Genomic DNA, 25,600 nt, shown 5'->3' with positions numbered 1-25,600 from the left:
GTCCCGTGGCCGAGCCGGATCGGCACGGGCGTCCCGGATGAGGCCGTGGGCGGGCCGAGTGCTTCCTGAGCCGAACACGGGGTGGGGTGGCCGAGTCCTCCCGGTTCGGCTGTGATGCGGATCGGGTGGACCTGTTGGGGGGAAGGGGTGTCGGCGAGGCGTTCCGCGGTGTGATCATGATGCTTCTCGGAACCCGAGTGGGTGATCAGATCATGGACTTCGTGCTGCCGTTGGATGCTGCTGCCGCGACACTGGAGACGGCCGGGGGCAAGGGGGCGGCTCTGTCCGAGCTCGCCCGCGGCGGGCTGCCGGTGCCGGGCGGGTTCCACGTGACGACCGCCGCGTACGAGGAGTTCGTCTCCTCGACCGGAGTGGCGGACCGCATCCGTGTGGAACTCGCCGCCGCATCCGGACCGGACGATTTCGCGGACACCGGCGCAGGCGCCCGCATCAGGGCACTGTTCGCAACGGGCCCTGTGCCTGCCCCCCTGGAGCAGGCCGTCGCGAAGGCGTATGCGGAACTCGGCGACGGCCACCGGAGGGTCGCCGTGCGGTCGTCGGCCACGGCGGAGGACCTGCCCGACCTGTCCTTCGCCGGCCAGCAGGACACGTATTTGAACATCACGGGCGAGGATGCCCTCCTGGCAGCCGTCCGCCGCTGCTGGGCCTCTCTGTGGACGGACCGGGCCCTCGCGTACCGTGCTCGGGCGGGCATCGCGCACGAGGACGTCTCGCTTGCCGTGGTGGTGCAGGAGCTGGTGGCCGCCGACGCCGCCGGGGCGATGTTCACCGTCGACCCACTCGGCGGGCGATCCGACCGGCTCCTGGTCAACGCGGCCTGGGGACTGGGCGAGGCCGTCGTCAGCGGGCTGGTCACCCCGGACACCCTGGTCGTCGACCGGGCGAGCCTGTCCGTCGTGGAGGAACGTGTCGCCTCGAAGGAAGTGACGACCGTACCCACGGCCGATGGCACGGCCGAGCAGGCAGTCCCCGCCGGCCTCCGCGAGGCTCCGGTCCTCACCGCCGCGGAGGCGGGTGACCTGGCTCGGCTCGGGCTCGCGATCGAGGAGCTGTACGGGGAGCCCCGTGATGTCGAGTGGGCGCGCGAGGCAGGTTCTTTCCGGATCCTCCAGGCGCGCCCGATCACGACGGTTGCGACGCCCCGGCCCGAAGTGTGGAACGACAGCACCGGCACCGACTCGCTGTGGACGAGCGCCAACCTGCGCGAGGCCGTCCCGGACGTGATGACGCCGGCGACCTGGTCGTTCGTGAAGGCGTTCATGGGCGATGTCATGGTCGGCGCCAGCCTGGAGGGTCGTCCGATGTACGGGAACATCGGCGGCCGCTTCTATATGAACCTCAGCGTCACGGCCACCCTCACGGCCGCGTTCGGTCAGGGCCGGAAGTTCGCCCGCGCCAACGAGCTGGTGTTCGGGCGCCTGCCGGAGGACGTGGTGATTCCGCTCCTGCACGCGTCCAGGCCGCGGGTCTGGCGGGACACCATCGGTGAGGCGTTCGCGGTGATGAGCCGCATCCGTGCGAACGGCAGGCAGCTGCCCGCATTCTTGGCGGAGGCGCCCGAACGCTGCGAGGACCTGCGCGTCCGCGTCGCCGCCGCGGAGGTCGGAGAGGACCTGTCGGCGCTGTGGGAGTCGGAGGTGGCCCCGTACTTCCGCCGCTGCTGCCACATGCTCCAGGCCGCCACCCGTCAAGGCGGCGACTCTCTGGTCAAGGTACGCGGCACCCTGGAGTCCCTGGTGGGCGAGGAGGACGCCGACCTGATGACCACCGGTCTCGGCGACGGGGGCGAACTGGCCAGCATGGGGCCGCTGCTCGGCCTGGAACGGCTCGCCCGTGGTGAGATCGACCGCGAAACCTACACCCGCACGTACGGGCACCGCGGCCCTCACGAGTTCGAGGTGTCCCTCCCGCGGCCCGCGGAGGACGCACGGTGGATCGACCGGCACCTCGCCGCCCTGAGCACCGTGGAGGAGGACGCCGTGCTGCGGATCGGACGGCAGACGGCGGCGCGCGCAGCGGCGTGGGACCGCCTGGCCGCCGAACACCCCCGGCGGGCGGCCGGCATCCGCGCCGCGGTGAACACCTGGGCGGCCTCGGCACGCCTGCGCGAGGCCGCCCGCACGGAGGTGGCCCGGGTCTTCTGGCTGCTGCGCACGTTCGTCCTGCGCGCCGGCGAGATCAGCGGGGCGGGGGAGGACCTGTTCTTCCTGTCCCGCGAGGAGATGCTCACCGTGCTCGGCGGCGACCGGGCTCCGCTGGCGACGGTGCCGGCCCGCCGTGCCGCGTACGAGGCGTACCGCGTACGAGGCGTACCGCGGTCTCCCCGTCTACCCGACCCTGATCCGGGGCGAGTTCGACCCGGCGCGCTCTGGGCCGCCGACCCGAACCGGCGGGCCGACCTCTTCAATGCCCACGACGCGCGGCCCGCCGCGGACGTGGTCGCGGGCTCGCCCGCGTCCACCGGCGTGGTGGAGGGCATCGCCCGGGTCATCGCCGACATCGAGCAGGCCGGGACTGTCCAGCCGGGCGAGATCCTGGTGACCACGGTGACCAACATCGGCTGGACGCCGCTGTTCACGCGGATCTCGGCGATCGTGACGGACGTCGGCGCGAACCTCTCGCACGCCTCGATCGTGGCGCGGGAGCTCGGCATCCCGGCCGTGGTCGGCTGCGGCAACGCCACGACACGGATCCGGACGGGGGACAGGATCCGGGTGGACGGCGGCCGCGGGACCGTAGACGTTCTGGAAGCGGCGACGGCCCCCGGCCCCGCCTGATCCCTCCGCCAACACCGTGCCCCCGCCCCAGCCCACGAACGGATGAACCGGCCAGTGCACCAGCACGCCCAAGCCATGCGCCGCCACTTCCATGAGGCCGCCGCACGAAGCGGCTTCTCGGTCGCTCCCGCGCAGGAGGCCGCCATCGAACGGCTGGCCCGCATGGCGACCGAACTCGCCCGTCCGGCCTGGACCTTCCCCAGACCGCCTCGCGACCTCTACATCTGGGGCCCGGTGGGCAGGGGGAAGTCCTGGCTCGTGGACACCTTCTACGAAGGGCTGCCCACCCCGCGCAAACGCCGCCTGCACTTCCACGACTTCTTCCGCCGGCTGCACGACGGGGTGGTCAGGCCGGACGCCCGCCGCGACGGGCAGAGTGCCGTGGACGGTGCTCTCGACGAACTGATCGGCGACAGCCGTGTCCTGGTCTTCGACGAATTCCACGCACACGACGCGGGTGACGCGATGTTGATCGCGCGCCTCTTCCGGACGCTGCTGGACCGCCGGATCACCCTGGTCACCACCTCGAACTACCCGCCGGCCGGACTGATGCCGGACCTGCTTTACCATCACCTGTTCGAGCCGACCATCCTCCTGATAGAGGAGCGGATGGACGTCATGGACGTCACGGGTCCGGTGGACTTCCGTCGTGTCGAGGCGCCCGCGGCGGCGGACGGCGGCCGCCGGTTCGCGACGGGACTGTGCGTGCCCCCGGACGGCAACGGCCTGGATGCGCTGGGCCTCACCGCCCCGGACCCCGCAGAGGCCACCGGTGTCCAGGTCAACCTGCGGGAGCTGCCGGCCCGCGCGGTGCGCCGCGACCTCGTCTGGTTCACCTTCGACGCGCTGTGCGAGGCCGCGACGGGAGTGCCCGACTACCTGGCCCTCGCCGAACGGTTCGACACCCTGGTCCTGGACGGTGTGCCCCCGCTGGCCGAGGCCTCCGCAGACGGACGGCAGCGGTTCGCGAACATCGTCGACGTGGCCTGCGACCGCGACATCCGGCTCGTCCTCATCGGAGCCGACCCCCTGGCCACCCTCCCCGCCGACCAGGCCCTCACCCGCGATGTGGACCGTACGGCCAGCCGCCTCGCGATGCTCCGGCGGACGAGCTGAGCCGGCCCGCCGACGCAGCCGGGTGTGCGGCCGCCGGGGTGGGACGGTGCGGCCGAAGCAGGCGGTGAGCCGGTCGAGGGCGGGCGCGTCCCGAGGGGAGGGCTTGGAGAGCTCGAACAGCGGTCCGGTAGGTTCCTGGGCGTCAGATTCAATGATCTTCAGGTCGGGTGGGGACGTGCGGATACGAAGTGCAGCGGTGACGGCGGTTCTCGTGATGGGGGCTTCGCTGCCCGGGGCGCCGGGGGCGATCGCCGTGGACGACACGGTCGCCCTCACCGCCACCTTCAACGACCCGGCCGGGACCACGGCCCAGCAGGATGCGATTCGCAACCAGCTGATCTCCCTGGTCAACCGGACGCCGGCGGGCGCGGAGATCAACGGCTCGGTCTACCTGATCACCGACGGCGGCGTCAGCAGCGCGCTGGTGGCCGCGCAGCAGCGCGGGGTGAAGGTCAAGCTCATCGTGGACGGGGACGCGGTCCCGGACGTGGATGCGAACGGGAAGGCCACCGGGTCGGAGTACTCGATGCTCGCTGCGGCGACCGGTCTCGGCACCGATCTCAGCGCGGATTCGTGGGTGCTGGCCTGCCCGGTGAGTCGGGGCTGCATCGGCAACCGCAGCCTCGGCGGAAGCAGCGACACCGGCGCGATCAACCACAACAAGTTCTTCTTGTTCTCCAAGGTCGGCAGCACCGACAACGTGGTGTTCCAGACCTCGGCGAACCTGACCACGAGCCAGCGGCGGAACCTGTTCAACAACTCCGTGACGATTCCCGACGCGGGCTCCGGCCTCTACGCCGGCTACCGCGCCTACTGGCAGGACCTGCAGACCAACGGCTCCACCGGGACGGGCCTGGCCACCTACTACAAGACCCAGGACGCCGGCCCCTACAAGACCTACTTCTTCCCCCGCCAGGAGAAGGCCGGCACCACGTACGACAACGACGCCGGCACCGACACCATCGTGTCCCTGCTGAACAACGTGGACTGCGCGGGCGGCGCCACCCAGATCCGGATCGGCATGTACGCCTTCACCCGCGTCCAGGTCGCCGACAGGCTCGTGGCCCTGAAGAACGCCGGCTGCCGGGTCGAACTCCTCCACAACGGCGAGGACGGCAACCTCGGCACCGCCGTCCAGGGCTCGATCGCCGGACACCTCACCTATGCTGCCCGCTGCGCCGGCACGGCCGTGGACAGCACCGGTGCCTCCCGCACCATCGGCATCCACTCCAAGTACATGCTGATCGAAGGCACCTACCTGGGCGGAGCCAACCGCAAGCTCGTCTTCACCGGAAGCCACAACTACACGCTCCCGAACCTCCGGGCCAATGACGAGACCCTCCTGAAGATCGACAATCCGGCCGTCTACGACGCCTTCAAGGCGAACTTCGAAACCATCAAGACCGGCCCGCACTGCACCGCCTGGTAGACGACTCGCGCGGAAACATGCCGAGGCGGGCCTCGCGCCCGAACGCGGTCGGCTTGGACGAGGGCGACGGTGCCGATCGGGGGCCCGTCGGGTCCGGCTCGTCAGCGGTTCTCCGCGGGGCTGAGCCGGGAACGGTCAGCAGGTGTCGCAAGCATCAGCACCGAGTCCTCATGGAGCGTGATGTGCACCGGTGTGAAAGTGGTGGCGTCCACCGGCGACTGTCCGGTGCCGGGTTGCGGGCGTAGCGCGGATGGGCGCCGCCGCTGATCTGCCAGCGCATGCGATGACCGGCCTCGAAGCGGTGGGCGGTGTGACCCATCGCCACGGTGACCTGCGTGGGCTCCTGGCCGTCCGCCTGGAGCCGGCCCAGCCCGTCGCAGACGTTGACGGAGCGGCCTTGCGGGTCCACGTCGCACAGGCGGGTGAAGACGTCGGCGTGGCCGGTGTCGGTGGAGACGCTCAACCGAGCGGAGACCGGGCCGAGCACGTCCACGGCTTCGGTCAGCGGAGGGCTGGTGAAGGCCAGGACGTCGTCCCGGGCCTCCGGCATGCCGTTGTCGCGGGGGCCTGCCGCAGGGGATGGCGGGCGAGGGCCCGCGGCCGTGTGAACCCCTGGGGTCAACCCGGCCCTCCTTGCCCTCGGGCCCCTGAGGTCGTGGCGGCAGGGCCCGACGGCATATCTCAGGCTGACGCACAGTTGCGGGCCCGTCAGCAGGCTGAGCCCGCCCGGGTCCTTAGCCGTGTGGGAGCGACGATGGAAGCGAGGGTCTTCGCCGCGTGCAGCTCGCCACCCCACGCCTGCACAGAGCGTTGCGTCTCCCTGCGGGGGAAGCGAAGTTCCAGCTCGCCGGCCTTGTCCTGGGTGCTCCTCAGCTTGACGAGGCACATCTGTCCCCGCCGGGCGCACGAACACCAGCGGTCCGTGACCTTGACGCGCATCCCCCATTCCGGGTCGGTCAGGAGGCCGACGAGTTCGTCGTGGTGGAGGGCGTCGGGCGTGGGCTGGTGGATGTGCTCGATGATCCACTGCTTCCCACCGTTCTCGGGGTTGGTCCAGGACGTGGTGGACAGGGCGATCCCGGCGGCAGACCACAGGCCCACCCGCCTGAGCAGGGCGCTGGCCAGCCAGGCGGAGGCCTCGGCGCGACGGGACCGGGGCACCGCCCCGATTCCGGCACCAGCCACGTAGAGCAGTTCGCGGTGCGTCCAGGAGTGAGGCGACCCGAGGTGGCACAGGACGTCGCCCTCCTTCGCCGCTTCGTGTTGTTCCTTCTTCCACGCGGCCTTCCACGCCTTCGGATCGATTCCGGCAAGCCGGATCCGGGCGGAGGTCCCCGGCAGGATCATCTCGACCCCCTTCTTCGAGGCAGGGGAGAAGCGTGCGCCAGGAATGCCGTAGAACAGGCCGTCGGAGGTGACCCTGGGAGGAAGCAGGCCAGCCAGCTCACCAGCCATGTAATCGCCCTCGCAGTGGACAGTCAGACCGTCGGCTTCGGGACGAACCCAGGTGATGCCCCACGGACGGACCGGGTCGTACATCGGCCAGGCGATGCGACGGAACAGCCAGCGCTCCAGCAGCTCCTGCTGCGGGGAAGGCCGGGGAATCACCGCGGCCCTGCGCCGGATCGCTCCAGCGATCTGATGGGCACTCTGGTAAGGGAGACCGGTGTAGAGGGCGAGCCGATCGGCATCACGCTGTAGCGCGGTAGTGGCCATGCGTACCTCGGCCGTCGAACCGTCCCGACTCCGGCTCGCGGCGGGTCGCGGGCTCGGACAATGGCAGTCAGCCGGCGTGGGCGGAGCCCACTTCTGCCCCCGCTGAGGACGTCCTCAAGGTCGGGCGGACGCCGGGGCACGGCCTCCTTGAGACCGATCCGCATTCCACCCTGAGAGCCGACCCGCTGGCAAGCGACACGCGGTACGCGATGTCGAGAGCGCCTGTCCGCCGGTGTGGGCTGGCTGGGGTAGGACGGGTGCTGAGTGCGCGGCTGGTGCCACGAGAACGGGAAAGACGCAGAGGCGAGCACGGGAAACAGCATCCCTATCACCTGTGCGACGGCCGGAATCGCCACAGAAGCGCGCCTCCGCCTTTTGCGTGGGGCGACGCCCAATGCCGTCCTACAGTCCCTGCACTCGAGCCGCTTCCCGCGCCCAGTAGGCCTGGTTTTGTTGGAAGGCGATCGTGTCGGTGTGCTCCGCTCCCAGGATTCGGCTGCAGTCGGAGACAAGAGCTGCGTAGAGGTCACGCGCGGCGGGGGATCGCCTGCTTCGCCGACCCACCAGGCGTGGTGGTTGCGGGCTGTGAGGGTGTCGGGGTGGTCGGGTCTGAGGACGCGGGTGAGGTCCGGGGGGCCTTGACCCTGGATTTTGGACACCGGAGACACTTGGATCTTGATGGTCCCCGTGGGGATGAAGCATTACCCCGCCGAGTTCAAGGCGGACGCGGTCGCGTTGTACCGATCGAGGCCAGCAGCGACGATCAAGTCGGTCGCCGGTGATCTCGGGGTGAACACCGAGACGCTGCGGAACTGGATCCGGGCCGCCGACGGGCGCCGCCCTGGCTGACCCGATACAACACCCGACGCCGGCACTCCCGCCTCGGCCAACGATCTCCGATCGCCTACCAGAACGACTTCCAAGTAGCAGCAACTACCCTGGTCCAAGCCGCATAGACGTGTTAAAAATCCGGGGTCAAGGCCCGCAGCCATCCTCACCCTGGAACGTCAACGCTGGTGAATCTCATTCCCCTTCCAGGGGAAGGACGGATGGGCAATGGCCGTCATCCAGTGGGGAACCGTCTCACGTCCAGACAAGTCGCCCTTCGATAACGGAACAGACCGGATAGTCCCCCGCGCCGATCCTCGTCAGCACCTCCGCCACGGAGTCGAAGTAGTGAGCCATCGATTCGTACTCGCCGGTGACCGTGGGCTCACCCACGAACCATCTGCCGATACGTCCGTCCCTCGCGTCGATGAACTTTCCCATCCAGCCGTCCTGGTCCGACAGGAACGGGATCCACTCGTTACGCCAGAACGGGTAGTCCGGCTGGTCCGGCGGGTCGAATCCGCGGGACGTGGAGCGGTTCGCGTAGAGGCTCTCCACCGCCCGGATGCCCAGAAAGAAGCTCCCTTCGTCGGGGAACCCGTCGAAACCGCAACATTGCACTTCGTCGTCGAAATCTTCCTCCGGCAGATCCAGATTGTTCTGCAACAGCCACGTCCGCAGGTCCGCAGGCAGGGAGATCCCCATCCGTTCCTCGGCTGCCGCGAGCATCTGCTCCGTAGCGGGCCCGGGCAGATCCGCGTGATCGGCCGGCGCGTGCTGCCGAAGCAGACTCGTCACACGCGACCAACTCTCAGCCACACTCATCGCTCTCTGTCCTCTCCACGGGGATGACTCCGTCCGACTACGTCACTGCGGAGGTCGGGAAGCACCGGCCGGAGAACCTGGCAGGGATGATACTTCGAGCATGCGTTCTATCTCCCCCGCGATCGTCTTCCGCCCCGAAGTGCGGAGCCAGACCTTCAGCGAAGTGACCGCCCGCGACTTTTCACAGAAATCCCACCGTGCTGACGGGCCAGCCGAGGAGCTTCCAGGACTCAAGCGAGGACCATGGCGTCGCCCGGGAGTGGCGGAGCTGAAAACGCTCACTGGTTCAACGACGAGAGCGCGGGCGACCGCGAGGGCTCCAACAGCCGCCTCCACACCTGACGCGGACAGAGCACAGCAACGGGTCTCACTGCCCCCGGCTGCGCCGCACAGGCCCATCGGCATGCCCCGCCGCGTCCGGGCTCAGCTCGACAGCACAGCGACGGCGATGACTACCGTGAGCATCAGCACCACGCAGCCGCAGGTGGCCAGAGTGTCACGCCGGGCACCCCTTATCCCCTCCTTGGTGTCGACCCGCCAGGACAGGTCTAGGACCACCTCACCGGATTCGAGCTCCGCCACCACCCGCTGAACCTCGGCGTAGGAGTACACGGTGAAGGTGTTCTCACCTAAGGTTCCGTAACTCTTCTGCTCCTTGGTCCCCACCCCGTGGGTGGAGGCCAGCTGGGGCACGAACCTACGTCTGACCATCCAGAGAGCGGCGACCCTGTCGGCCGTTACCCAGTTCAGGCCCGGGGGCAACGCTTCTGGTGTGGTCATGCCCGCCATGGTGCCGCTGAGGGCGACATGGGACATCCGCAGATTTACGTAAACGACTACGCACCTACCGCATAAAAGCCCGCATGGCGCCATGACGTTTGAAAGCGGTGATCGCGAGCACAGGAGTGTCACGACCAATCCGGTACTACACGAGGAGGTCCCCATGTCGGGCACCGAGAAGACCAAGGCCCACGCCGAGCAGGCCAAGGGCAACGCCCGCCAGGCCAAAGAAGACGTCAAGGACGCCTTCCGCCACTGACCACACCTCGCGCGCAGCCTCTTGACCGTGGCGCCCGCCGGCCCCGACCACCTCCCCCGGGTCGGGGCCGGCCCCGTACTCGTGGAAGGGGTCGGCTCAGGCGGGGGTGCGGGCGCCGTGCCAGTCCAGGCACAGAACGGTGGCGTCATCCCGGAGCGCACGGCCCTCGTAGGCGTCGGTGACCGCGCCGACCAGGGCGCGTACCACTTCGCGGGGGTGCTCCTCGGCGGTCTTGCGCAGGAGGTTGGGCAGGTCGACGGTTTCGGCGTCGCGTTCCTGCATGCCGTCGGTGTGGAGCAGGAGCCGGTCACCGGGGCGCAGGTCGAGGTCCTGGACCCGGTAGGGGCCTGCTTGGCGATGCCGAAGGGCAGGTCCGCTGTCAGGCTCAGTTCGGTCACGGCACCCTCGCGCAGTCGCAGCGGCCAGAGGTGACCGGCGTTGACCAGGAGGGTGGCCATCAGGGAGGCGCTGACGTCGTGGCCCATCGCGTCGGTGATCGACAGGCAGTGTGCACTGGTCGAGGCTGAAATCGTAGGTGTCGCCGGCGATGTCCGAGGCGGGCACCAGGGCGCCGGCGAGGGTGAACCGTGGTGTTCGCAGACGAGGGAGAGCAGGGGATTCATTCCTACATCCTGACCAACAGCACCTCTGGCACCATCAAGATCGGCGGCTACTGGTCCGACACCAACGCCACGTTCAACTACAACGACGACAATGACTCCTACTTCTGGCCGCGTGTGAAGTGCAGCAAGGCCAACGTCAAGGTCACGCTCTGACCCGCTGGACCACGTACCGGGTCCCGCACGCCGATTCGGCGGCGAGGGCCCGGGCGCTGATAGGCGTCATGAATTCCGCGTGGGCAGGCGACACCGGCGTTCACCGGGTTATGGGGCGCTGAGCTGAACTGACAGGCGGAGGATGTGACGTCCGTCTGCTGCAGGACGATGCCGTCTTTCCGGGTAGGTGTCACGGCGCCGCCTGGAGCCAGTCCGAGAAGGTGGTCCGGATTCTGTCGACGACCTCGAGTCCGGTCGGGGTGAACAGTAGATCGCGGCCGCGGCCCTGTTTGACCACGACCGGCATCGCGAACTCCCGGCGCCGGCTGGGGAGCATTTTGACCATCGGCACCACCGAGTTCACCCTGCCGTTCCTTGCCCGGGTGTGGGAGCGTGTCGAGCTCGAGCTGATGGCGCGCGAGGTAGAGCTCAAGGTCGTCCACGTACGCACCCGTGACTTCCGCCAGCGCCTCGACTCCAACCAGGTGGACCTGCTGTGCGGGGGACTGGCCGCGCCGGTCGGGGACGGCCCGCTCGCCCCCGAGTACGACTTCCTGGAGTGGCGCCGCGAAGGCCTCGCCCTCCTGACGAACCTGTCTGTCCGCGAGCTGCCCGCCAGGCGGGTCGGCGTCGAGCGGCTGCGGAACCTGCCGCTGGTCATCCCCTCCCGCGGGGTGATCGCCGATTTCGTCGAGCGCTGGTACGGGCCCGACTTCCGCACCCATCTCCAGGTCGTCGCGGAGATCGACGACGTCTACTACGGGCTGGCCCTGCTGCGCTCCGAGATGACCCGCGGCTGCATGCTCTGCGCCCGGTCGATAGGCGAGGCGGCCGTCGAGGGCCGGCTGCCCGGCGGCGAGGGCTTCCGCCTGGTCGAGTTCGCCGACGACTTCCACCCCATGCTCCAACTCGTCTCTGGTGTCTTCGCGCGCAAGGGTGAGCGGGACACCTATGACGTCTCGCACCCGCTGAACGTGCTGTGGGAGGCCTTCCGCGAGGAAGCCGCCTCCGGCCGTCCGATCCCGTTGTGACCATCCCGTCCGTCGAAGGGCACTGCTGATGCTGCTGGCCTCGATCAACCTCAACAAGCGGCTTGGCGAGGACGGCGCCCGGGCCCGGCTCGCCACCTGGCTCCGCGGGCACGATGTCGCGGTCATCGTTGCGCAAGAGCCGTACAAGCCCGCCGACCGGCGCCCACCGCTCTTGCCCGGGTACGTCTTCGCAGGCGGCAACGGCCACCTCGCCACCTGGGTCCGTGAGGACATCGCCACCCCGGCCACCTCTGCGCCGACCGGCTGGGCGCAGCGAGTGGAGCTGGGCTGGCTCACCGTCCTGCAGGTTCACCTCGACGCCTACACCAGCGCGGCGCGCACCACCCAGCTTGGCGAGCTGGCGGCGCTGGCGGCGCTGGCGGCGGCCGAGGGTGGGCGGCCGCTGATGATCTGCGGGGACTTCAACCTCGCGCCGCGGCCGCAGGACGGGCTGTACGACGGGTAGGTCAGCGTGTTCACCGCGGACATCGAGCGCAAGGCGTTCCTGCACCTGCTGCAGACTGCGTGGCTCGTCGACACCACCGGCGGGGACGGGGAGGCGGAGTTCACCTTCGAGCGGATGTTCACCGGCAAGCTCAGCCGCTTCCGGTGTGACCTGGCTCTGCTGAGTGGCCACCTGGCCGTCGGCGTCCCGGTCGCGGCCCGGCACGAGGTCCGTACGGGGCCGGAGGCGTTCACCGACCACTCCGCGATCCTGCTCGACCTGCCGCTCACACCAGAGGTCGCGGAGCCGGACGACGTCCTGTTCGCGATCAGCGACCTGACGGGCCAGCAGCCGGCGGCCGCGGGCGCGCGCTCGTACCAGGCGCACAAGACCGCGATGAGCCGCCAGACGGCCTCACCGGCGGCCCGTGCGGTCACCGGTCACCTGACGGGCCCGCTGGGCGCCCGTTCGTTGCTCGATCACGGGTGCGGCCGCGGCGCCGACGTCGCCCACTACCGGGCCGCCGGGCTGGACGCGCACGGGTACGACCCTCACGAGGGATTCGGCTGGCCCCGCCCGGAGCGGGACGGCTACGACCTGGTGACCCAGATGTTCGTCCTCAACGTGCTGCCCGACCCGGGAGCGCGGATCCGCGCGCTGCAGGACGCGGCCATGTTCGTACGCCCCGGAGGGCACGTCGTGGTCGTCACCCGTTCCCCCGAGGAGATCACGAAGGCCGCCGCCGGCGGCAACTGGAGGCCCACCACGACGGCTACTGGTCAAGTGAGGGGAAGGGGACCTTCCAGCGCGGCATCAGCGCGGCGGAGACCACTGCGCTCGCCCGCCGTGCCGGCCTCATCCCCGTGAGGGGGGCCGGGCTTCCCCTGCCCGGGGTGAGCCACATCGTGCTGGTCAAGCCCGAGCTGTAGCGGCGCTACGGGACTGGCGCCGCAGGTCAACGGTTGCCGGTCCAGACAATGCGCTCCGAAAATCCGCCCCGCTGCTCGGCCTTGGACGCCCGGATCTTCTCCAGCTGGGCAGAGTCGACGCCGAGGTCCGCCGCGAGGGCGAAGGCGACCTCGAGGACGTCCGCGAGCTCCTCGGGGGCGTCGGTCTCGTCCGCCTCCATGTACTCCGCCACCTCCTCGGCCAGCTTCGCGCGGAGCCTCTCCCGGTACTCGGCCGGTTCGGCCACGTAGACCTCCGGCTCGGCTCCGTCTGCGCGGATGATCTGAGGGATTCGGTCCCGTACCAGCTTGCCCGTGGTGAGCACGTACTCTCCTGCACCAGTTCGTCCTTGGCCGGTCACGCGGCCGGCCACATGTTGTTCGAGCGTAGAGATGACGCCTCATCCGGCGCCATCAGAACCAGGAATCCCACCCGAAGTGGTCAGTCCTCCGGATCCGTGTGCGCGCTGGTGAGGAGCACCCTGCCCAGGACTGACTCCCCACAGGGCGAACATCTCCGTGGTCGGCTCGCTGGCCCCCGGGCCGGGCAGGGCGGTGACGGGGACGACGATCCGCTCGACGACGTCGACGAGCAGCTCGGCCATCCGCGGCTCGGCGTCGGCGAACCCGCGGGCGGCTGGGACGTCCCCGGCCTGGACGGCGCGAAGGTAGCTGCACCACCCGCCCCCCCCGCGACCGAGATTTTTGCTTGGCGGATGAGTGCAGTTGTTGGCGGATCTTGCTTCCGTAACTGTCGTCTGCCATCGGGACGTCAGCGGAGTGCCGCGGTGGAGCCAGAGCGGATCGATGCCGATGCGTCGGCAGGTGCGCAGCACGACCTCGGTCAGGGCGCGGTCGGTGGCTTCGAGTTCGGGGGTTCTTGGGGTCGGCGAAGAAGCGGCGGAGGGTGCCGGCGCCGTCCGCGCGGCGGTGGGTGAGGTGGGCGGCGATGATGTCGGGCGCGTCGTTTCTGAGACCGGTGCAGACTCGGTAGAGCTTGAGATCGCAGGCCCGCGAGCGGCCGGTCGGTCAGCGGGGCAGGATGCGCATTACTGCCTCGCGTTCGCCGCTGAGCCGCAGGCCCTGCTGTACTGCGGCGCTCAGATCGAGGTCGCCGAGCAGGGTGGCGGCCAGCAGGTGCGGCGGTCCGGTCAGTGACGCGGTGGGGTGGTCGACCCGGCCGGCGTGGGTGTGCACCGAGCCGTCCTTGACTTCGATGACCAGGTCTTCGTTGCCGTCGGCGTGCAGTTGCAGGGCGATTGCCGGCTGGTCGGGGTGGTGGTCGGTCAGTGCCCGGGCCGGCATGTCCAGCCAGTGGGTGCGGAAGGTGTCGTTGCCGCCCGGCTCACGCAACAGCGGCATGCCCCACCGGCTCAGTTCCCGCAGCACCGGCTCGAGCTCGCGGCCACGCTCGGTGAGGGAGAACAGGGTGGTGGCCACCGGCGGCGGGGCGGCCTCGCGGTGGATCAGGCCGGCGTCCTCGAGTTCGCGGAGCCGGTCGACCAGCAGGTTGCTGGCGATCCCGGGCAGCCCGTTGCGCAGGTCGGTGTGCCGGCACGGACCCAGGGCGAACAGTTCACGGACGATCAGCAGGGTCCATCGGTCGCCGACGGTGTCCAGTGTTTTCGCGATGCCGCAGTACTGCCCATAGGTGCGCATGCCACCACCATACATCGTGGTGTTGAGATTCAAAACTTGCTTGTTGACTTTCTAAACAACCTCGGTCTAGCGTCGCTGCCCATGACCCCCACCCTTTCCGTGCGTCGGCTGGCCTGGGCCGGCGTCGAGATCCGTCTCGGCGACACCCGCCTGCTCATCGACCCGCTCGAGAACGTCGCTCCGCTGGCACCGGTGATGGGGCCGCCGCACCGGCCGGTCGACCCGGTCGATACCCCGCCCGGCACCCACGCCCTCATCACCCACCTGCACCCCGACCACTACGACCACGACCTGATCGCCCGGATCGCGGCCACCGGCACGATCGGCTGCCACACCCCCAGCGCGGCGGCGCTGCGCGAGGCGGGCATCACCCCCGTCGCCCAGGACCTGGGCCGGTCACGCCGCATCGGAGAGCTGACCGTCACCCCGGTGACCTCGCTGGACTGGCGCGGCAACGACTGTGACCAGGTCGCCTGGGTCGTCGAAGGCTCCGGCCGGCGGATCATCCACTGCGGCGACACCCAGTGGCACGGCAGCTGGTGGCAGATCGCCCGCGACCACGGCCCGTTCGACGTCGCGTTCGTCCCGGTCAACGGCGTCATCGCCCACTTCGAGGGCTACGCGGCCAACGTCCCGGCGACCATGACCCCCGAGCAGGGCGTCGAGGCCGCCGTCGCACTCGGCGCCGGCACCGTCTGCGCCATGCACTACGGCCTGTTCCACAACCCGCCGTTCTACACCGAACAACCCGACATCGAGCAGCGCTTCCAGCACGCCGCCGACGAACGCGGCATCACCGCGGCCATCGTCGCCGACGGCCAGCCCGTCCTGTGACCATCAGAAACAAGGAGCAGCACATGAAGATCGTCCTGTTCGGCGCCAGCGGCAACATCGGCCGGCCCGCCACCGAGGAACTACTGCGTCGCGGCCACACCGTCACCGCGGTCACCCGAGCCGGCCACATCGACGGACTGGGGCACAAGGCCCTGACCGTGACCACCGGTGACGTCACAGACGCCGCCGCAGTCGCCGGCCTCGCCGCCTCCCACGACGCCGTACTGTCGGCCGTCGGCCCCCGGATCGGCCAGGAGAACGACCGCGCCACGATCGTCGGTGCCGCCCGTGCGCTGATCGACGGACTCCGCCGAGCCGGTGTCACCCGCCTGGTCACCATCGGCGGTGCCGGTAGCCTACGCACGCCGACCGGCACCCGGGTCATGGACGACCCGGACTTCCCCGCGCTGTGGAAGGCCAATGCCGAGGCCCAGTCCGAAGCACTCGACCTCTACCGCGGCGTGCACGACCTCGACTGGACGTACGTATCGCCCGCCGCAGTCATCGAAGCGGGCGAGCGGACCGGGACCTACCGCAGCGCCGCGGACACCCTGCTCACCGACGACGACGGCAACAGCCGCATCTCGTACGCCGACTACGCGATCGCCTTGGCCGACACGATCGAGAGCGGCACCGCGATCCGCCGCCGCATCACCGTGGCGTACTGAGCCATGAGCAACGACGCCGCCGGCCCACAAACCCGATTCATCGTCCTGCTCGCAGCCCTCGCGGCCCTGGGACCACTGTCCATCGACGGCTACCTGCCCGGACTGCCGGACCTCGCCGGCGACCTGCGCGCCAGCGCCGCGGCCACCCAGCTCACCATCACCGCCTGCCTGGCCGGGCTGGCCATCGGGCAGCTGATCGCCGGGCCGTTGAGCGACACCTACGGCCGGCGGCGTCCGCTGCTGGCGGGCCTCGCCCTCTACACCATCGCCAGCGCGCTCTGCGCGGTGGCGCCCGACGTCCGTACCTTCGTCGGCCTACGCCTGGTCCAGGGCATCGGCGGGGCGTTCGGCATCGTCATCGCCAACGCCATGGTCCGCGACCGCTCCTCCGGAACCCGCGCCGCACGTCTCTTCTCCGTACTGACCTTGATCACCGGCCTGGCACCGGTGTTCGCGCCGGTCCTCGGCGGCCAGCTACTGCGCGCCACGGCCTGGCCGGGGATCTTCGTGGGCCTGGCCGTACTCGGCGCCGTGATGCTGGCGGCCTCCGCCGCAGGACTGCCGGAGACCCGGTCCTCCGCGTCACGCCAGCCGCTGCTGGCCGTCGTCGGGCAGCTGCTCGGCGACCGGGTCTTCACCGGGTACGTCCTGGCCAACGGCCTGGTCTTCGCGGCGATGTTCGCCTACATCTCCGGCTCGCCGTTCGTCCTGCAGGAAATCCACGGCCTGTCACCGCAGCAGTACAGCGCCGTGTTCGCCGTCAACGCCGCCGGACTCATCGCGGCCGCCCAGATCAGCGGCCGGCTGGTGGCCCGGGCCGGCGCCCGCGGGCTGCTGCTCGCCGGGCTGCTGGGCGCGACAGCCGGTGGCACCACGGTCCTGGGCGCGGTGCTGACACGGGCACCCCTGCCCGCGCTCCTGACCGGCCTGTTCGTCCTGGTCTCCAGCGTGGGCCTCGTCATGCCGAACGCCGCGGCCCAGGCCCTGGCCGACCACGGCGGACACGCCGGGTCGGCTGCCGCTCTGCTCGGCTTCAGCCAGTTCATGTTCGGCGGGGCACTTGCTCCGCTGGCCGGCGCGGGTGGCGCCGCCGAAGCCTTGCCGATGGGAATCATCGTCGCCGTGCTGCCGGCGCTCGCTCTGCTCACACTAGGCGTCCTCACCCGGTCGACGTCCGGTGAGCGCACTCGCAGGTCGGCTCGCCAAGGACCTGCCGGGCACCGGAGACCGCGTCGGCACATCGAGCGCAGACGAGCCGGCATCCAGAGAATCGGGCCGGCGTCTGGCGAACAGGGTGATTCGCGATCAGCGTGACAGACGTACCGCTTGTGAGAGACGCCTGGCCGGCCGTCGCTCAGCGTGTGGGACGGACGCGGCGCCTCCCGCTCCCGGTGCCCGACGAACGCGCCCACTACTTCGCCGGCCAGTACGCCGACATGCACAACTCGTGGAGGACCTGGTCGTGCCCGACGGCGTCCCCGAGGCCGCGACGACCGTCCTGCGCACGGCCCGGGAGCCGCTGCGCCAGTCGTACTACTGCTACGAGTTCTCCACCGTGGCGGTCATGCACTCCCCGATCGCGGTGGAGATCGTGCTGCACGACCGCATCCCGGGCGCGGCAAGAGCCCGCTGCAGCAGCTCATCAAGCAGGGCGCCGAGAGGGGTGTCCTGACCGCCCGGCAGGCGGAGTACCCCGACCACGGGCGGCAGATCCGCAACGGCATGGCGCACGGCAAGACCACGCACGCGGTGATGCCGCCAGCCATGGCGGCGGGGATGGTGACGACCTCGTTCACGATCGTCTCGGAGCTCTGCGCCGCACCCACCGAATGATCACGGCTCGATAACAGGCGTCACACCATCGGCTTCGGCGACACCAATACCGGGTGAATGGGGGACTCTGTCCGGAGTCCCACGCCCACCCGCGTGAGGAGCCTTGACCATGACGTACGCCAGCGGCGCCCGGCAGTCCGAGCTGCACCGGACCTGGTCAAGGGGTGCACAGCGCCCGACAGACGAGCCGGAACCCGGTGCCGCGTCCAGTGCCGTGAACAATTCCAACGTCGTGCCCATCCCCGCAGCTCACACTGTCCGGCAGGGTCTGCCCGGCAAGCCGACACCTCTCTCCCAAGCCCTGAGACACCGGGCCGGTGCGGCCGCCCTGTCAGGCCGCTCGTGGCGGCGGACCCTGGAGGAGGGGGCGGGCGAGGAGGCCCCGGAGATGGTCCTCAGGCCGCCGGCGGAGCCGATGCTGGCGCAGGCCGCAGAAGCCGTGCCGGGCCCGGCCGCGCTCCGTGCCGGGTCGGCCTATGAGCAGAAATCATGGACAGGGTTCTATGTTGTCCGTTGCTCGGGCTGCCGCGGTCGGTGGATAGCTATGGGCCCAGCTCCGGCAGCCGTTCACCCATGGCCGCCGGGCGACCCTCGGCGAGCCAGAACGCGTAGTCGCGCAGGTACTGCCCGAGGCCTTGGTCTAGGTGGGCGACGTAGGCCCGTGCGCCGGCCGCGGCGTCCTGGAGTGCTGCGACCTCGGATGTTGCACACTCGCCGTACCCCACGCGCAGGGCCCACTCCCGGACTCTGTCGCGCTCACGCCACCAGTGCTGGACCAGTTCAGGGGTCCAGTGCGAGTCGCCGTCGCCGCCGTACGCTCCGAACGGGTCGCATTCCGCGGCGCAGGTCAGCTCGTGAACCTCCCCTGCCCTGACCGGCTGGCGGTAGACGAACTCGCTGCAGTACTCGTCCTCGTACGCGACTTGGTGCGGCGCGCATTGCCGCCCGGTCAGGCAGTTGTCGGTGTTGGTCGTGTAGAAGGGGCCCGGGACGCTACGCCAGTCACGACTGGCCCAACCCTCGGGTTCCGGCCCGGACCAGTCGTGTCTCACCAGGCCGCCGCGCCACAGGGGGTGGGGCTTGCCCACCATGGCACGGGTGGTCGGTATCGGGTCCCAGTAGGTCATGGTCCGCAGGATGTCAGACGGCCGCGACATGACGGGTGTCGCGTAGCAGCCCCCTGCCCGCCGCCCCGGTGCCGCCGTCTGCCCGGGAGCCTCGGACAGTCCAACACCGCATAACAGAAACTCGACGGTCACCGCGCGATCTTGTTCACCGCGGCCGGTCCCGGCGGGGCGCTGGTGGTGCAGACCCGGCGCGGGGCGCTGGTCCAGGACCGCTGGCCCGACCTGGTGGCCTCCGCCGAGGCACAGCTCCCCGCCGGCCTCGTCCTGGACGGCGAACTGGTCGTCTGGGACACCGAGGCCGGCGCCCTGTCGTTCGGGGCGTTGCAGCGCCGGGCCGCCGCCCGCGCTCGTGGAGCCGTCGCCATCGCCGTGAAGTGGCCGGCCTACTTCGTGGCCTTCGACGTCCTTCAGCTGGACGGCGAGGAGCTGCTCGCACGCCCCTATGCCGAGCGCCACACCCTCCTGGAGGCCCTGTTCGCCGACCACGCCCTGACGGCCCCCTGGACCCTGTGCCCGATGACCACCGACCTGGCCAAGGCCCGGCAGTGGCTGGAGTCCTGGACGGACGTCTCCGGGGTGGAAGGCAATCGTCACTAAGCCCCTGACCAGTAGATATCTGGTCTGCTATCGCGGCTGGACCAAGATCAGACGACGGGGCACCACCGAGGCCGTCATCGGAGCCGTCACCGGCACCCTGACCCGCCCCCAGCTCCTGGTCCTGGGCCGCTACGACCAGGCCGACCGGCTCCGCGCGGTCGGCCGGACCACACCGCTGCGCCCGGACGTCTCCCGGGAGGTCGGCGAGCACCCTGACCGCAGCCGGCGCCGGTCACACCGGGCCGTTGACCATGGTGTTTACCGCCATCCGCTCAGGTTCAGGCGGATCCGCGTGGACGTCACCGTGGAGGACGTCCCGCCCTTCGGCCAGGGGCCGGAGGCGGTAGCCGGCTGACCGGCCCGCGAGGGCTGGCTGCGTAGGTGAGACGTAGGAACGAACGTCGGTGAGTCTCGGCAACGCTTCCTCGAACTGCCGCAGATGGCGGCCGACAACTCCGGCCTCCACGGAACGGCCTTCACCGTCTCGGTGGACCTGATCGCCGGCGGCATCACCGGTATCCCCGTCGACGAGCGCGCCCGAACCGTGCGGGCGCTGGCCGATCCGACCAGCGGGCCCGGCGACTTCGCCAGGCCCGGCCACATCTTCCCGGTGCGGGCGGCCCGCGGCGGCGTACTGGAGCGCGACGGCCACACCGAGGCCGCGGTGGACCTCTCCCGCCTGGCAGGCCTGTCCGACGTGACCACGATGTGCGAGGTCGTCCGACCGGACTGGAGCATGGCCCGCCTCGGTGATCTGGGGGACCTCGCCGAACGCGACGGGCTGGCGCTGATCTCCGTGGGTGACCTGAGGGCCTACCGGCTGGCCAAGGAACCGACCGCCTGACAGCTCGCCCCTCCTGCCTGATCGAGCGGGAGAAGCCTTCCCCACCGGCGCCCGGAACCGCCTCCAGGCCGATACCGGCCTGCTGATGGGTCTGGACGCCCTCGGGGAAGGTTTCCTCCGCCTGTCCGGACTGGCGGTCTTGCCTGGCTCCGCAGCCGTCCTCCAACGCCCGACCACCCGGGCCCAGGGACGATGCGGTGCCGGCCGCGGGTGACCGCCACGACGGACGGCACCTCGTGAAGGCCGGTCTGCTCGTCTACCTCGGCGGCGACATCGCGTTCCCCGACGCCCACCCGGGCCAGGTAGCCGCGCTCGGCCGGCGCCGGGATCTGCCCGCCCTCCTCGACCGGCACGTGCCCCTGGGCCCGGATCAGGCGGCGGTCCGCCTCGGCCTGCGCCGCTCCTGCTTCGACATGGCCGTGAAGCTCGGCCTCGTCGCGACGGTCGCGTCGGTGGACATCGAGGACCGGTTGTCGGGGTGGATGACCGACGAGGCCGCCGAACAGCTCGCCGTTCTGTCCGGCGGGTCGGGGCGGCGGTGGGCCGGCTGACCGCGCCGGCCGCGCCCGCGCTCGCTGTTCAGGGTGGGGCGCGGGTGTTCGGCACGCTACGGCCCGGCTCGGGTGGTCTGCTGGTGACGCTGGGGTGGCCGGCCAGGCTGCGGGGCACGGCGGCGGACGGGCCGGCGGGCGGGGTGGTCGGGCACGGGGTGCCCTACGCCGATTCTGTGGACGGGTGTGTGTGCCGCCGGTTCGGCTGCGGCGGTCTGGCCCCGGTCGGCTGGTGCGCCGAGCACGGGAACGCGGCCGGCCCGGCGATGGACTGGCACCCCGGCGGCGGCCTGCGCTGCACAAGCCTGGCCCGGCGGCGGACTGCCGCCGTACACGGCTGAGCCGAACTCGCGCTACACGCAATACCGTTGGTGGTGGTGGTGAGCGGCTGGCGGAGGAGCTGTGGGCCCGGGCCTCGCCCATGTTCCACATGGGCGGCCGACAGCTGCCGCCGCCCCTCCCCTTCGGGGGCGCAGTAGCGTGACGGGTATGCGTACGGCTTCTTGCGTGATGTGTGGTCAGCCTCCGCTGCCTGTCGGGTTCCTGGTCTCCGGCGCGGTCCGGGCGGACCGGGGGGCGTGGATGGGGGAGTGGCTGGTGATCTGCGAGGCCTGCTACCGGGCCGGCGCCCCGGACCCGGTGACGGGACTGTCCCGCCCGGCTGCCGCCCACCGCGCCGCCGACGCCCTCTGGTCCGGCGAACTGGTCGGCCGGGGCGAGGTGATGGCACCGGCCCCGTGCGCGGCCTGTGGCCAGGTCGTGGTCCGCCGCACGGAATCCTCGCTGGTACGGGTGGTGTGCTCCCCGGCCTGCCGCACCTCCCTTACGCGCATCCGTAACGGCAACCGGGGTTCGGGCCTGGCGTGCGGGGGTGGCTGCGGGCGGCTTGTCACGGCTGGACGTGCGGATATTCGCTACTGCTCACCGGCGTGTCGCCAGCGTGCCTTCCGGCGGCGTAAGGCGGCCGGCCCGTACGTGCAGCCGTATCACTGGGCGAGGGGCGAGGGGCGAGGGGCGAGGGGCGGAGTGCGGGGGGCCAGGGGCGTCAGGGGGCTGCTTGCGGGCCGGAGTTCTCCCGGCCGTAGACAGAGTGCTCATCCCCACCCCGGGCGCGAGGTGGGGATGGGAGGCTGGTCGGATGGATGCCGCGCGGTGGGACCGGTGGGTGTACGGGGCGGAGGCGGACGGATCGGATACGGGCCCGAAGCCCGGTCACACCTACGTGGAACTCGTCGGCGGCCCGCCGGACGGGATGCTCCTCGATATCACCGGCTGGTCTCCGCGGGAAGTAGTGGATGGTGCGCTGCTGATGTCGGACCGCGGCTCGTTCGGCCCCGGCGGCCGCTGCGACTACGTGCCGCCCGAGGGCGGCGGCGCGGCCGGCCCGTTAGTGTGGCGGGGCGACACCCCGTAGCCGCACGGTCCATCGCGGTCCGGGGGTCGGCGGGTGTACAGCGTGGATCCGACCCGGAGGCGCTGCGGGGGCCGCTGGGTGCCGGGGTGGCGGCGCACTGGCTGACGGAGGCGCTGGGGTCGTTGCGGTGCCGGCCACGACTGCCACGGCGGTCGAAGCGGCTCTTCGCGGGGACCGGGCCACGGAGTCAAGGGCCATCCACGCGGCGAGGCCCTGTTCCTCACCGCCAACTCCACCCCGGCACCCGCACCCGTCGACTCAGCGACGGTTGCCACAAGCGTGTCTGAAGACCCCCTTCCCGCGATCCTCGCCGCGGCGCGTGCGGGACAGCACGAACGGGCGGTGCTCCTCGCCGTCGGGTGGGAGGACTGGGCGGTGCGGACGTACGGGCCGGGATCTGCCGAGGCGGTCCACTGGCTCGAGGTGCGGGCCGACCTCGCCCACCTCGCCGACGAGGCGGCAGGCAGCTGCGAACTCTGGATGGCGGTCGCCGAAGGTCGCCTCGCCCGCCGGCAGGCCCCTGACCCAGTGGAGGTGGAGCCCGCCGTGGACCGGGCCCACCGCCAGGGGCAGGCCGTGCGCGACCCGGCCCGAGCCCGTGAGCTCGGGCCGCGCTTGGTCTCCCCGCGCCGCAGGGCCCCCGGGAATCGGCCAGGAGCGACAGAGGCGGTACAGCGCCGGCTCGAGCTCCTGCACACCATGCCGCAGGCCCTGACCACACGGCGACGAACATCCCTGCCTGCGCCATAGCTGTCGCCGCGGCCGTGTCCGCGCTCGGCCCCTCCGTACCGGACGCCCTGCGCCTGCTGGGTCTGCCGGAGGAGCTAGTCACGGCGGTGGGGGCCCGCTGAGCGCGCGGGGCGTGCCCGTCAGCGCAGGCGCCGCCAGAACGGCGGGATCTCGCCCTCCCGCCGGTTGGGGTGCGGGGTGACCTCGCGGGGGGTGAGGGACCAGGCGCTGTCGTAGTCGACGATCAGCAGCCGTGCCCCGCGGGTCAGCGCCACGGTGCAGCGCCCCGGCCACCGGTCGCCGCTGTGCAGGGTGCGGCGCGAGGCGCTGCGCCGGAGGGACTCCAGCCGGAACCAGCCGTCGTCCTTGCTGTTGCGGTACCTGACGGCGAGGTCGACGGCGGGCCCCGAGTACGCCAGGACGTCGGAGCCGACGCCCTCGACGCGTTCGGAGGCGTCCCGCAGCACCGAGACCGGGCTGACGGTGATCTTCCACTCGCCCCGCGCCTTCACGCGCAGCCGCAGCGGTCCGTTCCCGTCGTGGTCCACGATCCCGCGCCCGGTGAAGTCGTCGGCCCAGCCGCTCAGGGCCGAGGGGCTCTGCTCGCGGTTGCGGTGGTTCAACCGGCTGACCTCGACGTGGCCGTCCCCGAGGCGGACCAGGTCGACGACCGCGAAGCCGGCGGCCGTGGCCGATTCCACCCGGACGATGTCCTCCCCCTTGCCCTCCTGGGTGAAGACGGGGAAGTCCGGGCCGAAGTCGGTCGGGAGGCTGTTGATCCGCCTGGTGATGGTGCCGAGCAGCGGGGCGCCCGCCTTGGAGACGGGGACGCCGGCGGGTGCAGGGGGCGCCGCGGCCGCCGCTTCGGTTCCGGCCCCCGACGGGACGGCCGTCGCAGCCGCCCCCGGAGTCGCCGCGGCCGGAACGGTCCCCGCTGGGGCCGCCGGCGCAGGCAGCGGCGGGGCGGGCGGCGGGGCCTCGGGCAGCGCGGGTGCGGGCGGCGGACCGGCATCCGCCTCAGCCTCCGGCTCGGCGTCCGTCTCGTCCTCCACCGCGAACCCGTAGTCCGCGGCCAGCCCCGGGAGCCCGGAGTCGTACCCCTGCCCGACCGCGCGGAACTTCCAGCCCCCGTCGCGGCGGTAGAATTCGCCCAGCACGTAGGCCGTCTCGGTCGTCGCGTCGTCGTCGTCGACCGAGTACACCACCATCCTCTCGCCCGTGGCAGTGCTGACCGCCTCCAGGTACAGCCCCGGTATCTCTCCGAAGGTCGCGCCCTCGGAGGAGGCGGCGATCACGATGCGCTCCACCTCCGGCTCGACCCCGCCGGGGTCGATCTCCAGCCAGTCCGCCATCCGGCCGTCCTCGCTGCGGGCGTTGCCCAGGAGTTCCACGGCGCTGGCGGCGTGCGCGCGCTGGTTGTAGAAGACGAGGTCGCTGCGGCCCCTCACCTTTCCGCTGTCGTCCAGCAGCAGTGCCGCCGGGTCGATCTCGGGCACACCCGGCCCGGCCGCCCGACGGACCACGGCGACCCGCATGGGCTCGCCGGACATGGGCAGATTGCCCCCCTTGATGATCTGCGTCATGACGGCATCGTCGCAGGCCAGCCCGGCACAAGTCGAGCCTTTCCGACCCGGGGTGACGATCTGTGAGACGTCGCCCGGCACACTCGGCCCGGCCGGGGGCGAACCTCGGCCATGCCCGTCTCCGGGCACGGCCGCCTCACAAACCCGCGAGGACCGCCAGCCGGTCTTCCTCACACAGCGCGCTCGTTCCACGCCTTCGGACAGCCCCGGGCTGCGTGCCCAGTCTCGGCGTCCGTCCCGGGGGCAGCCACGGCAGCGTGTACCGAACGTGCTGGTAACGAGGCATGGACTGCACGGATTTGATAGGTGTGGTCCCTTCCCGGTGCCCGCTGGGGGGCGGGTCCTTCATGGGCCCGGGAAAGGGGAGCGTGTGGTGATTCCGATTGTGCCCACGACGCTGCGGCCGTGCCGGGCGTGCGGCGCTGACGAGGAGCGCGGGCAGGCGCGCACCGTGGTGATCGGTGAGGATCGGCTGCTGGTGACCTGGCACTTGTCGCACTGCCCGCACTACTTGGCCGACTTCGTCCTGGCCGACCGTGACTCCTGACTCGTGACTCGTGAGCCGTGTCCAGGGCCTGGAGGCCCTGGACCGCCGGGCCGTCCGCCCGGCCGTCGCGGACCCACGAGTGGAGGAGCCCGGCCGGCCTCGGCTCCGACTGGCTCTGCCCGCGGTGCCGACAGCGGGAGGGCGGCAGGAAGCGTCGAGCTGGTCTTGGGCGGATAGGTGAGTGGGCCACACGAGCACAGGCAGGCCCTGAGGTGGCTTGGAGACCATCTGTTGGACAGCCCCTATGGGTGATCTGGCGTCTGA

General features: G+C 70.9%; 26 protein-coding genes and 3 pseudogenes. 19 read left to right on the top strand and 10 right to left on the bottom strand.

The features are described 5' to 3' along the window. The first annotated feature begins 197 nt into the window (after positions 1 to 197). The 3 genes from ACIRBY_RS25015 to ACIRBY_RS25005 all read left to right on the top strand — a co-directional run bounded on the left by ACIRBY_RS25015 (position 198) and on the right by ACIRBY_RS25005 (position 5,343). Positions 198 to 2,798, top strand: coding sequence for a PEP/pyruvate-binding domain-containing protein (locus ACIRBY_RS25015; protein ID WP_403904118.1), 2,601 nt, complete (start codon positions 198 to 200; stop codon positions 2,796 to 2,798). A 42-nt stretch (positions 2,799 to 2,840) separates the two neighbouring features. After that, positions 2,841 to 3,914: a cell division protein ZapE gene (gene zapE, locus ACIRBY_RS25010; protein WP_403904115.1), complete on the top strand. Its 1,074-nt coding sequence runs from the start codon at positions 2,841 to 2,843 to the stop codon at positions 3,912 to 3,914. A 196-nt stretch (positions 3,915 to 4,110) separates the two neighbouring features. Beyond that, the gene (locus tag ACIRBY_RS25005; RefSeq protein ID WP_403904113.1) at positions 4,111 to 5,343 is read left to right on the top strand and encodes a phosphatidylserine/phosphatidylglycerophosphate/cardiolipin synthase family protein; all 1,233 of its coding nucleotides are present in this window, start codon (positions 4,111 to 4,113) and stop codon (positions 5,341 to 5,343) included. A gap of 154 nt (positions 5,344 to 5,497) precedes the next feature. On the opposite strand, the gene ACIRBY_RS25000 is transcribed toward ACIRBY_RS25005, so the two are convergent. Together ACIRBY_RS25000 and ACIRBY_RS24995 are read right to left on the bottom strand one after the other, a co-directional pair. Beyond that, a complete protein-coding gene (locus tag ACIRBY_RS25000) occupies positions 5,498 to 5,893 on the bottom strand; it encodes a CocE/NonD family hydrolase (protein WP_403904110.1) in 396 nt (131 codons plus the stop codon). A 158-nt stretch (positions 5,894 to 6,051) separates the two neighbouring features. Next, positions 6,052 to 7,059, bottom strand: a complete 1,008-nt coding sequence (locus tag ACIRBY_RS24995) for a hypothetical protein (protein ID WP_403904107.1) — start codon at positions 7,057 to 7,059, stop codon at positions 6,052 to 6,054. A gap of 687 nt (positions 7,060 to 7,746) precedes the next feature. On the opposite strand from ACIRBY_RS24995, the pseudogene ACIRBY_RS24990 reads away from it, so the two are divergent. Then, positions 7,747 to 7,884, top strand: a pseudogene (locus ACIRBY_RS24990) (transposase); the annotation flags it as partial. Between the two features lie 258 nt (positions 7,885 to 8,142). Here ACIRBY_RS24990 and ACIRBY_RS24985 read toward each other — a convergent pair. From ACIRBY_RS24985 to ACIRBY_RS24975, 3 genes and pseudogenes are all read right to left on the bottom strand, one after another. Further along, positions 8,143 to 8,685 (bottom strand): SMI1/KNR4 family protein, encoded by a 543-nt coding sequence (locus ACIRBY_RS24985; protein ID WP_403904104.1) that lies wholly within the window; start codon positions 8,683 to 8,685, stop codon positions 8,143 to 8,145. Positions 8,686 to 9,135: 450 nt separating this feature from the next. Further along, positions 9,136 to 9,492, bottom strand: coding sequence for a hypothetical protein (locus tag ACIRBY_RS24980; protein WP_403904101.1), 357 nt, complete (start codon positions 9,490 to 9,492; stop codon positions 9,136 to 9,138). Between the two features lie 355 nt (positions 9,493 to 9,847). Further along, a pseudogene (locus ACIRBY_RS24975) lies at positions 9,848 to 10,366 on the bottom strand (PP2C family protein-serine/threonine phosphatase); the annotation flags it as partial. On the opposite strand from ACIRBY_RS24975, the gene ACIRBY_RS24970 reads away from it, so the two are divergent. After that, on the top strand, positions 10,339 to 10,527 hold the full coding sequence (locus ACIRBY_RS24970; protein ID WP_403904098.1) for a hypothetical protein: 189 nt from the start codon (positions 10,339 to 10,341) through the stop codon (positions 10,525 to 10,527). The pseudogene ACIRBY_RS24975 and the gene ACIRBY_RS24970 overlap by 28 nt on opposite strands. 190 nt (positions 10,528 to 10,717) lie before the next feature. Here the strand turns inward: ACIRBY_RS24970 and ACIRBY_RS24965 are convergent, their stop codons facing one another. After that, on the bottom strand, positions 10,718 to 10,879 hold the full coding sequence (locus tag ACIRBY_RS24965; RefSeq protein ID WP_403904096.1) for a hypothetical protein: 162 nt from the start codon (positions 10,877 to 10,879) through the stop codon (positions 10,718 to 10,720). On the opposite strand from ACIRBY_RS24965, the gene ACIRBY_RS24960 reads away from it, so the two are divergent. From ACIRBY_RS24960 to ACIRBY_RS24950, 3 genes are read left to right on the top strand one after another with little or no spacing between them, the layout of a single operon-like run. Beyond that, entirely contained in the window at positions 10,866 to 11,558 is a 693-nt protein-coding gene (locus ACIRBY_RS24960) for a LysR family transcriptional regulator (RefSeq protein ID WP_403904093.1), read from the top strand. The two genes, ACIRBY_RS24965 and ACIRBY_RS24960, sit on opposite strands and share 14 nt — an antisense overlap. A 28-nt stretch (positions 11,559 to 11,586) precedes the next feature. Then, entirely contained in the window at positions 11,587 to 12,024 is a 438-nt protein-coding gene (locus tag ACIRBY_RS24955) for an endonuclease/exonuclease/phosphatase family protein (RefSeq protein WP_403904090.1), read from the top strand. A gap of 6 nt (positions 12,025 to 12,030) precedes the next feature. Beyond that, positions 12,031 to 12,870, top strand: a complete 840-nt coding sequence (locus ACIRBY_RS24950; RefSeq protein WP_403904087.1) for a methyltransferase domain-containing protein — start codon at positions 12,031 to 12,033, stop codon at positions 12,868 to 12,870. An 88-nt stretch (positions 12,871 to 12,958) separates the two neighbouring features. On the opposite strand, the gene ACIRBY_RS24945 is transcribed toward ACIRBY_RS24950, so the two are convergent. Both ACIRBY_RS24945 and ACIRBY_RS24940 read right to left on the bottom strand, forming a co-directional pair. Next, the gene (locus ACIRBY_RS24945) at positions 12,959 to 13,276 is read right to left on the bottom strand and encodes a nucleoside triphosphate pyrophosphohydrolase (RefSeq protein ID WP_403904084.1); all 318 of its coding nucleotides are present in this window, start codon (positions 13,274 to 13,276) and stop codon (positions 12,959 to 12,961) included. Between the two features lie 703 nt (positions 13,277 to 13,979). After that, entirely contained in the window at positions 13,980 to 14,609 is a 630-nt protein-coding gene (locus ACIRBY_RS24940) for a winged helix-turn-helix transcriptional regulator (protein WP_403904083.1), read from the bottom strand. Between the two features lie 81 nt (positions 14,610 to 14,690). Here ACIRBY_RS24940 and ACIRBY_RS24935 point away from each other — a divergent pair, with 81 nt between their 5' ends. The 4 genes from ACIRBY_RS24935 to ACIRBY_RS24920 all read left to right on the top strand — a co-directional run bounded on the left by ACIRBY_RS24935 (position 14,691) and on the right by ACIRBY_RS24920 (position 17,783). Further along, positions 14,691 to 15,443, top strand: a complete 753-nt coding sequence (locus ACIRBY_RS24935; RefSeq protein ID WP_403904080.1) for an MBL fold metallo-hydrolase — start codon at positions 14,691 to 14,693, stop codon at positions 15,441 to 15,443. Between the two features lie 23 nt (positions 15,444 to 15,466). Further along, complete coding sequence (locus ACIRBY_RS24930; RefSeq protein ID WP_403904078.1) at positions 15,467 to 16,111, top strand: NAD(P)-dependent oxidoreductase; 645 nt, start codon at positions 15,467 to 15,469, stop codon at positions 16,109 to 16,111. Positions 16,112 to 16,114: 3 nt separating this feature from the next. Beyond that, positions 16,115 to 17,425: a multidrug effflux MFS transporter gene (locus ACIRBY_RS24925; RefSeq protein ID WP_403904076.1), complete on the top strand. Its 1,311-nt coding sequence runs from the start codon at positions 16,115 to 16,117 to the stop codon at positions 17,423 to 17,425. 133 nt (positions 17,426 to 17,558) lie between these two features. Beyond that, a complete protein-coding gene (locus ACIRBY_RS24920; RefSeq protein ID WP_403904072.1) occupies positions 17,559 to 17,783 on the top strand; it encodes a hypothetical protein in 225 nt (74 codons plus the stop codon). A gap of 703 nt (positions 17,784 to 18,486) precedes the next feature. On the opposite strand, the gene ACIRBY_RS24915 is transcribed toward ACIRBY_RS24920, so the two are convergent. Then, positions 18,487 to 19,101 (bottom strand): ferredoxin, encoded by a 615-nt coding sequence (locus ACIRBY_RS24915; protein WP_403904069.1) that lies wholly within the window; start codon positions 19,099 to 19,101, stop codon positions 18,487 to 18,489. A gap of 111 nt (positions 19,102 to 19,212) precedes the next feature. Here ACIRBY_RS24915 and ACIRBY_RS24910 point away from each other — a divergent pair, with 111 nt between their 5' ends. The 6 genes and pseudogenes from ACIRBY_RS24910 to ACIRBY_RS24885 all read left to right on the top strand — a co-directional run bounded on the left by ACIRBY_RS24910 (position 19,213) and on the right by ACIRBY_RS24885 (position 23,227). Next, positions 19,213 to 19,668 carry a hypothetical protein gene (locus tag ACIRBY_RS24910; protein ID WP_403904066.1) on the top strand — a complete coding sequence of 152 codons (456 nt, stop codon included), beginning with the start codon at positions 19,213 to 19,215 and terminating at the stop codon, positions 19,666 to 19,668. 415 nt (positions 19,669 to 20,083) lie between these two features. Continuing rightward, positions 20,084 to 20,512: pseudogene (locus tag ACIRBY_RS24905) on the top strand (3,4-dihydroxy-2-butanone-4-phosphate synthase); the annotation flags it as partial. A gap of 197 nt (positions 20,513 to 20,709) precedes the next feature. After that, entirely contained in the window at positions 20,710 to 21,063 is a 354-nt protein-coding gene (locus ACIRBY_RS24900) for a hypothetical protein (protein ID WP_403904063.1), read from the top strand. A 44-nt stretch (positions 21,064 to 21,107) separates the two neighbouring features. Continuing rightward, the gene (locus tag ACIRBY_RS24895) at positions 21,108 to 21,404 is read left to right on the top strand and encodes a hypothetical protein (RefSeq protein WP_403904061.1); all 297 of its coding nucleotides are present in this window, start codon (positions 21,108 to 21,110) and stop codon (positions 21,402 to 21,404) included. Positions 21,405 to 22,201: 797 nt separating this feature from the next. Further along, positions 22,202 to 22,477, top strand: coding sequence for a hypothetical protein (locus ACIRBY_RS24890; RefSeq protein WP_403904058.1), 276 nt, complete (start codon positions 22,202 to 22,204; stop codon positions 22,475 to 22,477). A gap of 279 nt (positions 22,478 to 22,756) precedes the next feature. After that, entirely contained in the window at positions 22,757 to 23,227 is a 471-nt protein-coding gene (locus ACIRBY_RS24885) for a hypothetical protein (RefSeq protein ID WP_403904055.1), read from the top strand. 119 nt (positions 23,228 to 23,346) lie between these two features. Here the strand turns inward: ACIRBY_RS24885 and ACIRBY_RS24880 are convergent, their stop codons facing one another. Continuing rightward, entirely contained in the window at positions 23,347 to 24,789 is a 1,443-nt protein-coding gene (locus tag ACIRBY_RS24880) for a TerD family protein (protein ID WP_403904052.1), read from the bottom strand. 370 nt (positions 24,790 to 25,159) lie between these two features. Between ACIRBY_RS24880 and ACIRBY_RS24875 the strand changes: the two genes are divergently transcribed. Continuing rightward, complete coding sequence (locus ACIRBY_RS24875; RefSeq protein WP_403904050.1) at positions 25,160 to 25,336, top strand: hypothetical protein; 177 nt, start codon at positions 25,160 to 25,162, stop codon at positions 25,334 to 25,336. Positions 25,337 to 25,600: the final 264 nt, after the last annotated feature.

It is taken from the genome of Streptomyces sp. NPDC096136 (assembly GCF_044763325.1).
Lineage (GTDB): Bacteria > Actinomycetota > Actinomycetes > Streptomycetales > Streptomycetaceae > Streptomyces.
The sequence above is the reverse complement of the archived record's forward strand: the minus strand, read 5'-3'. Positions and strand labels throughout refer to the sequence as shown.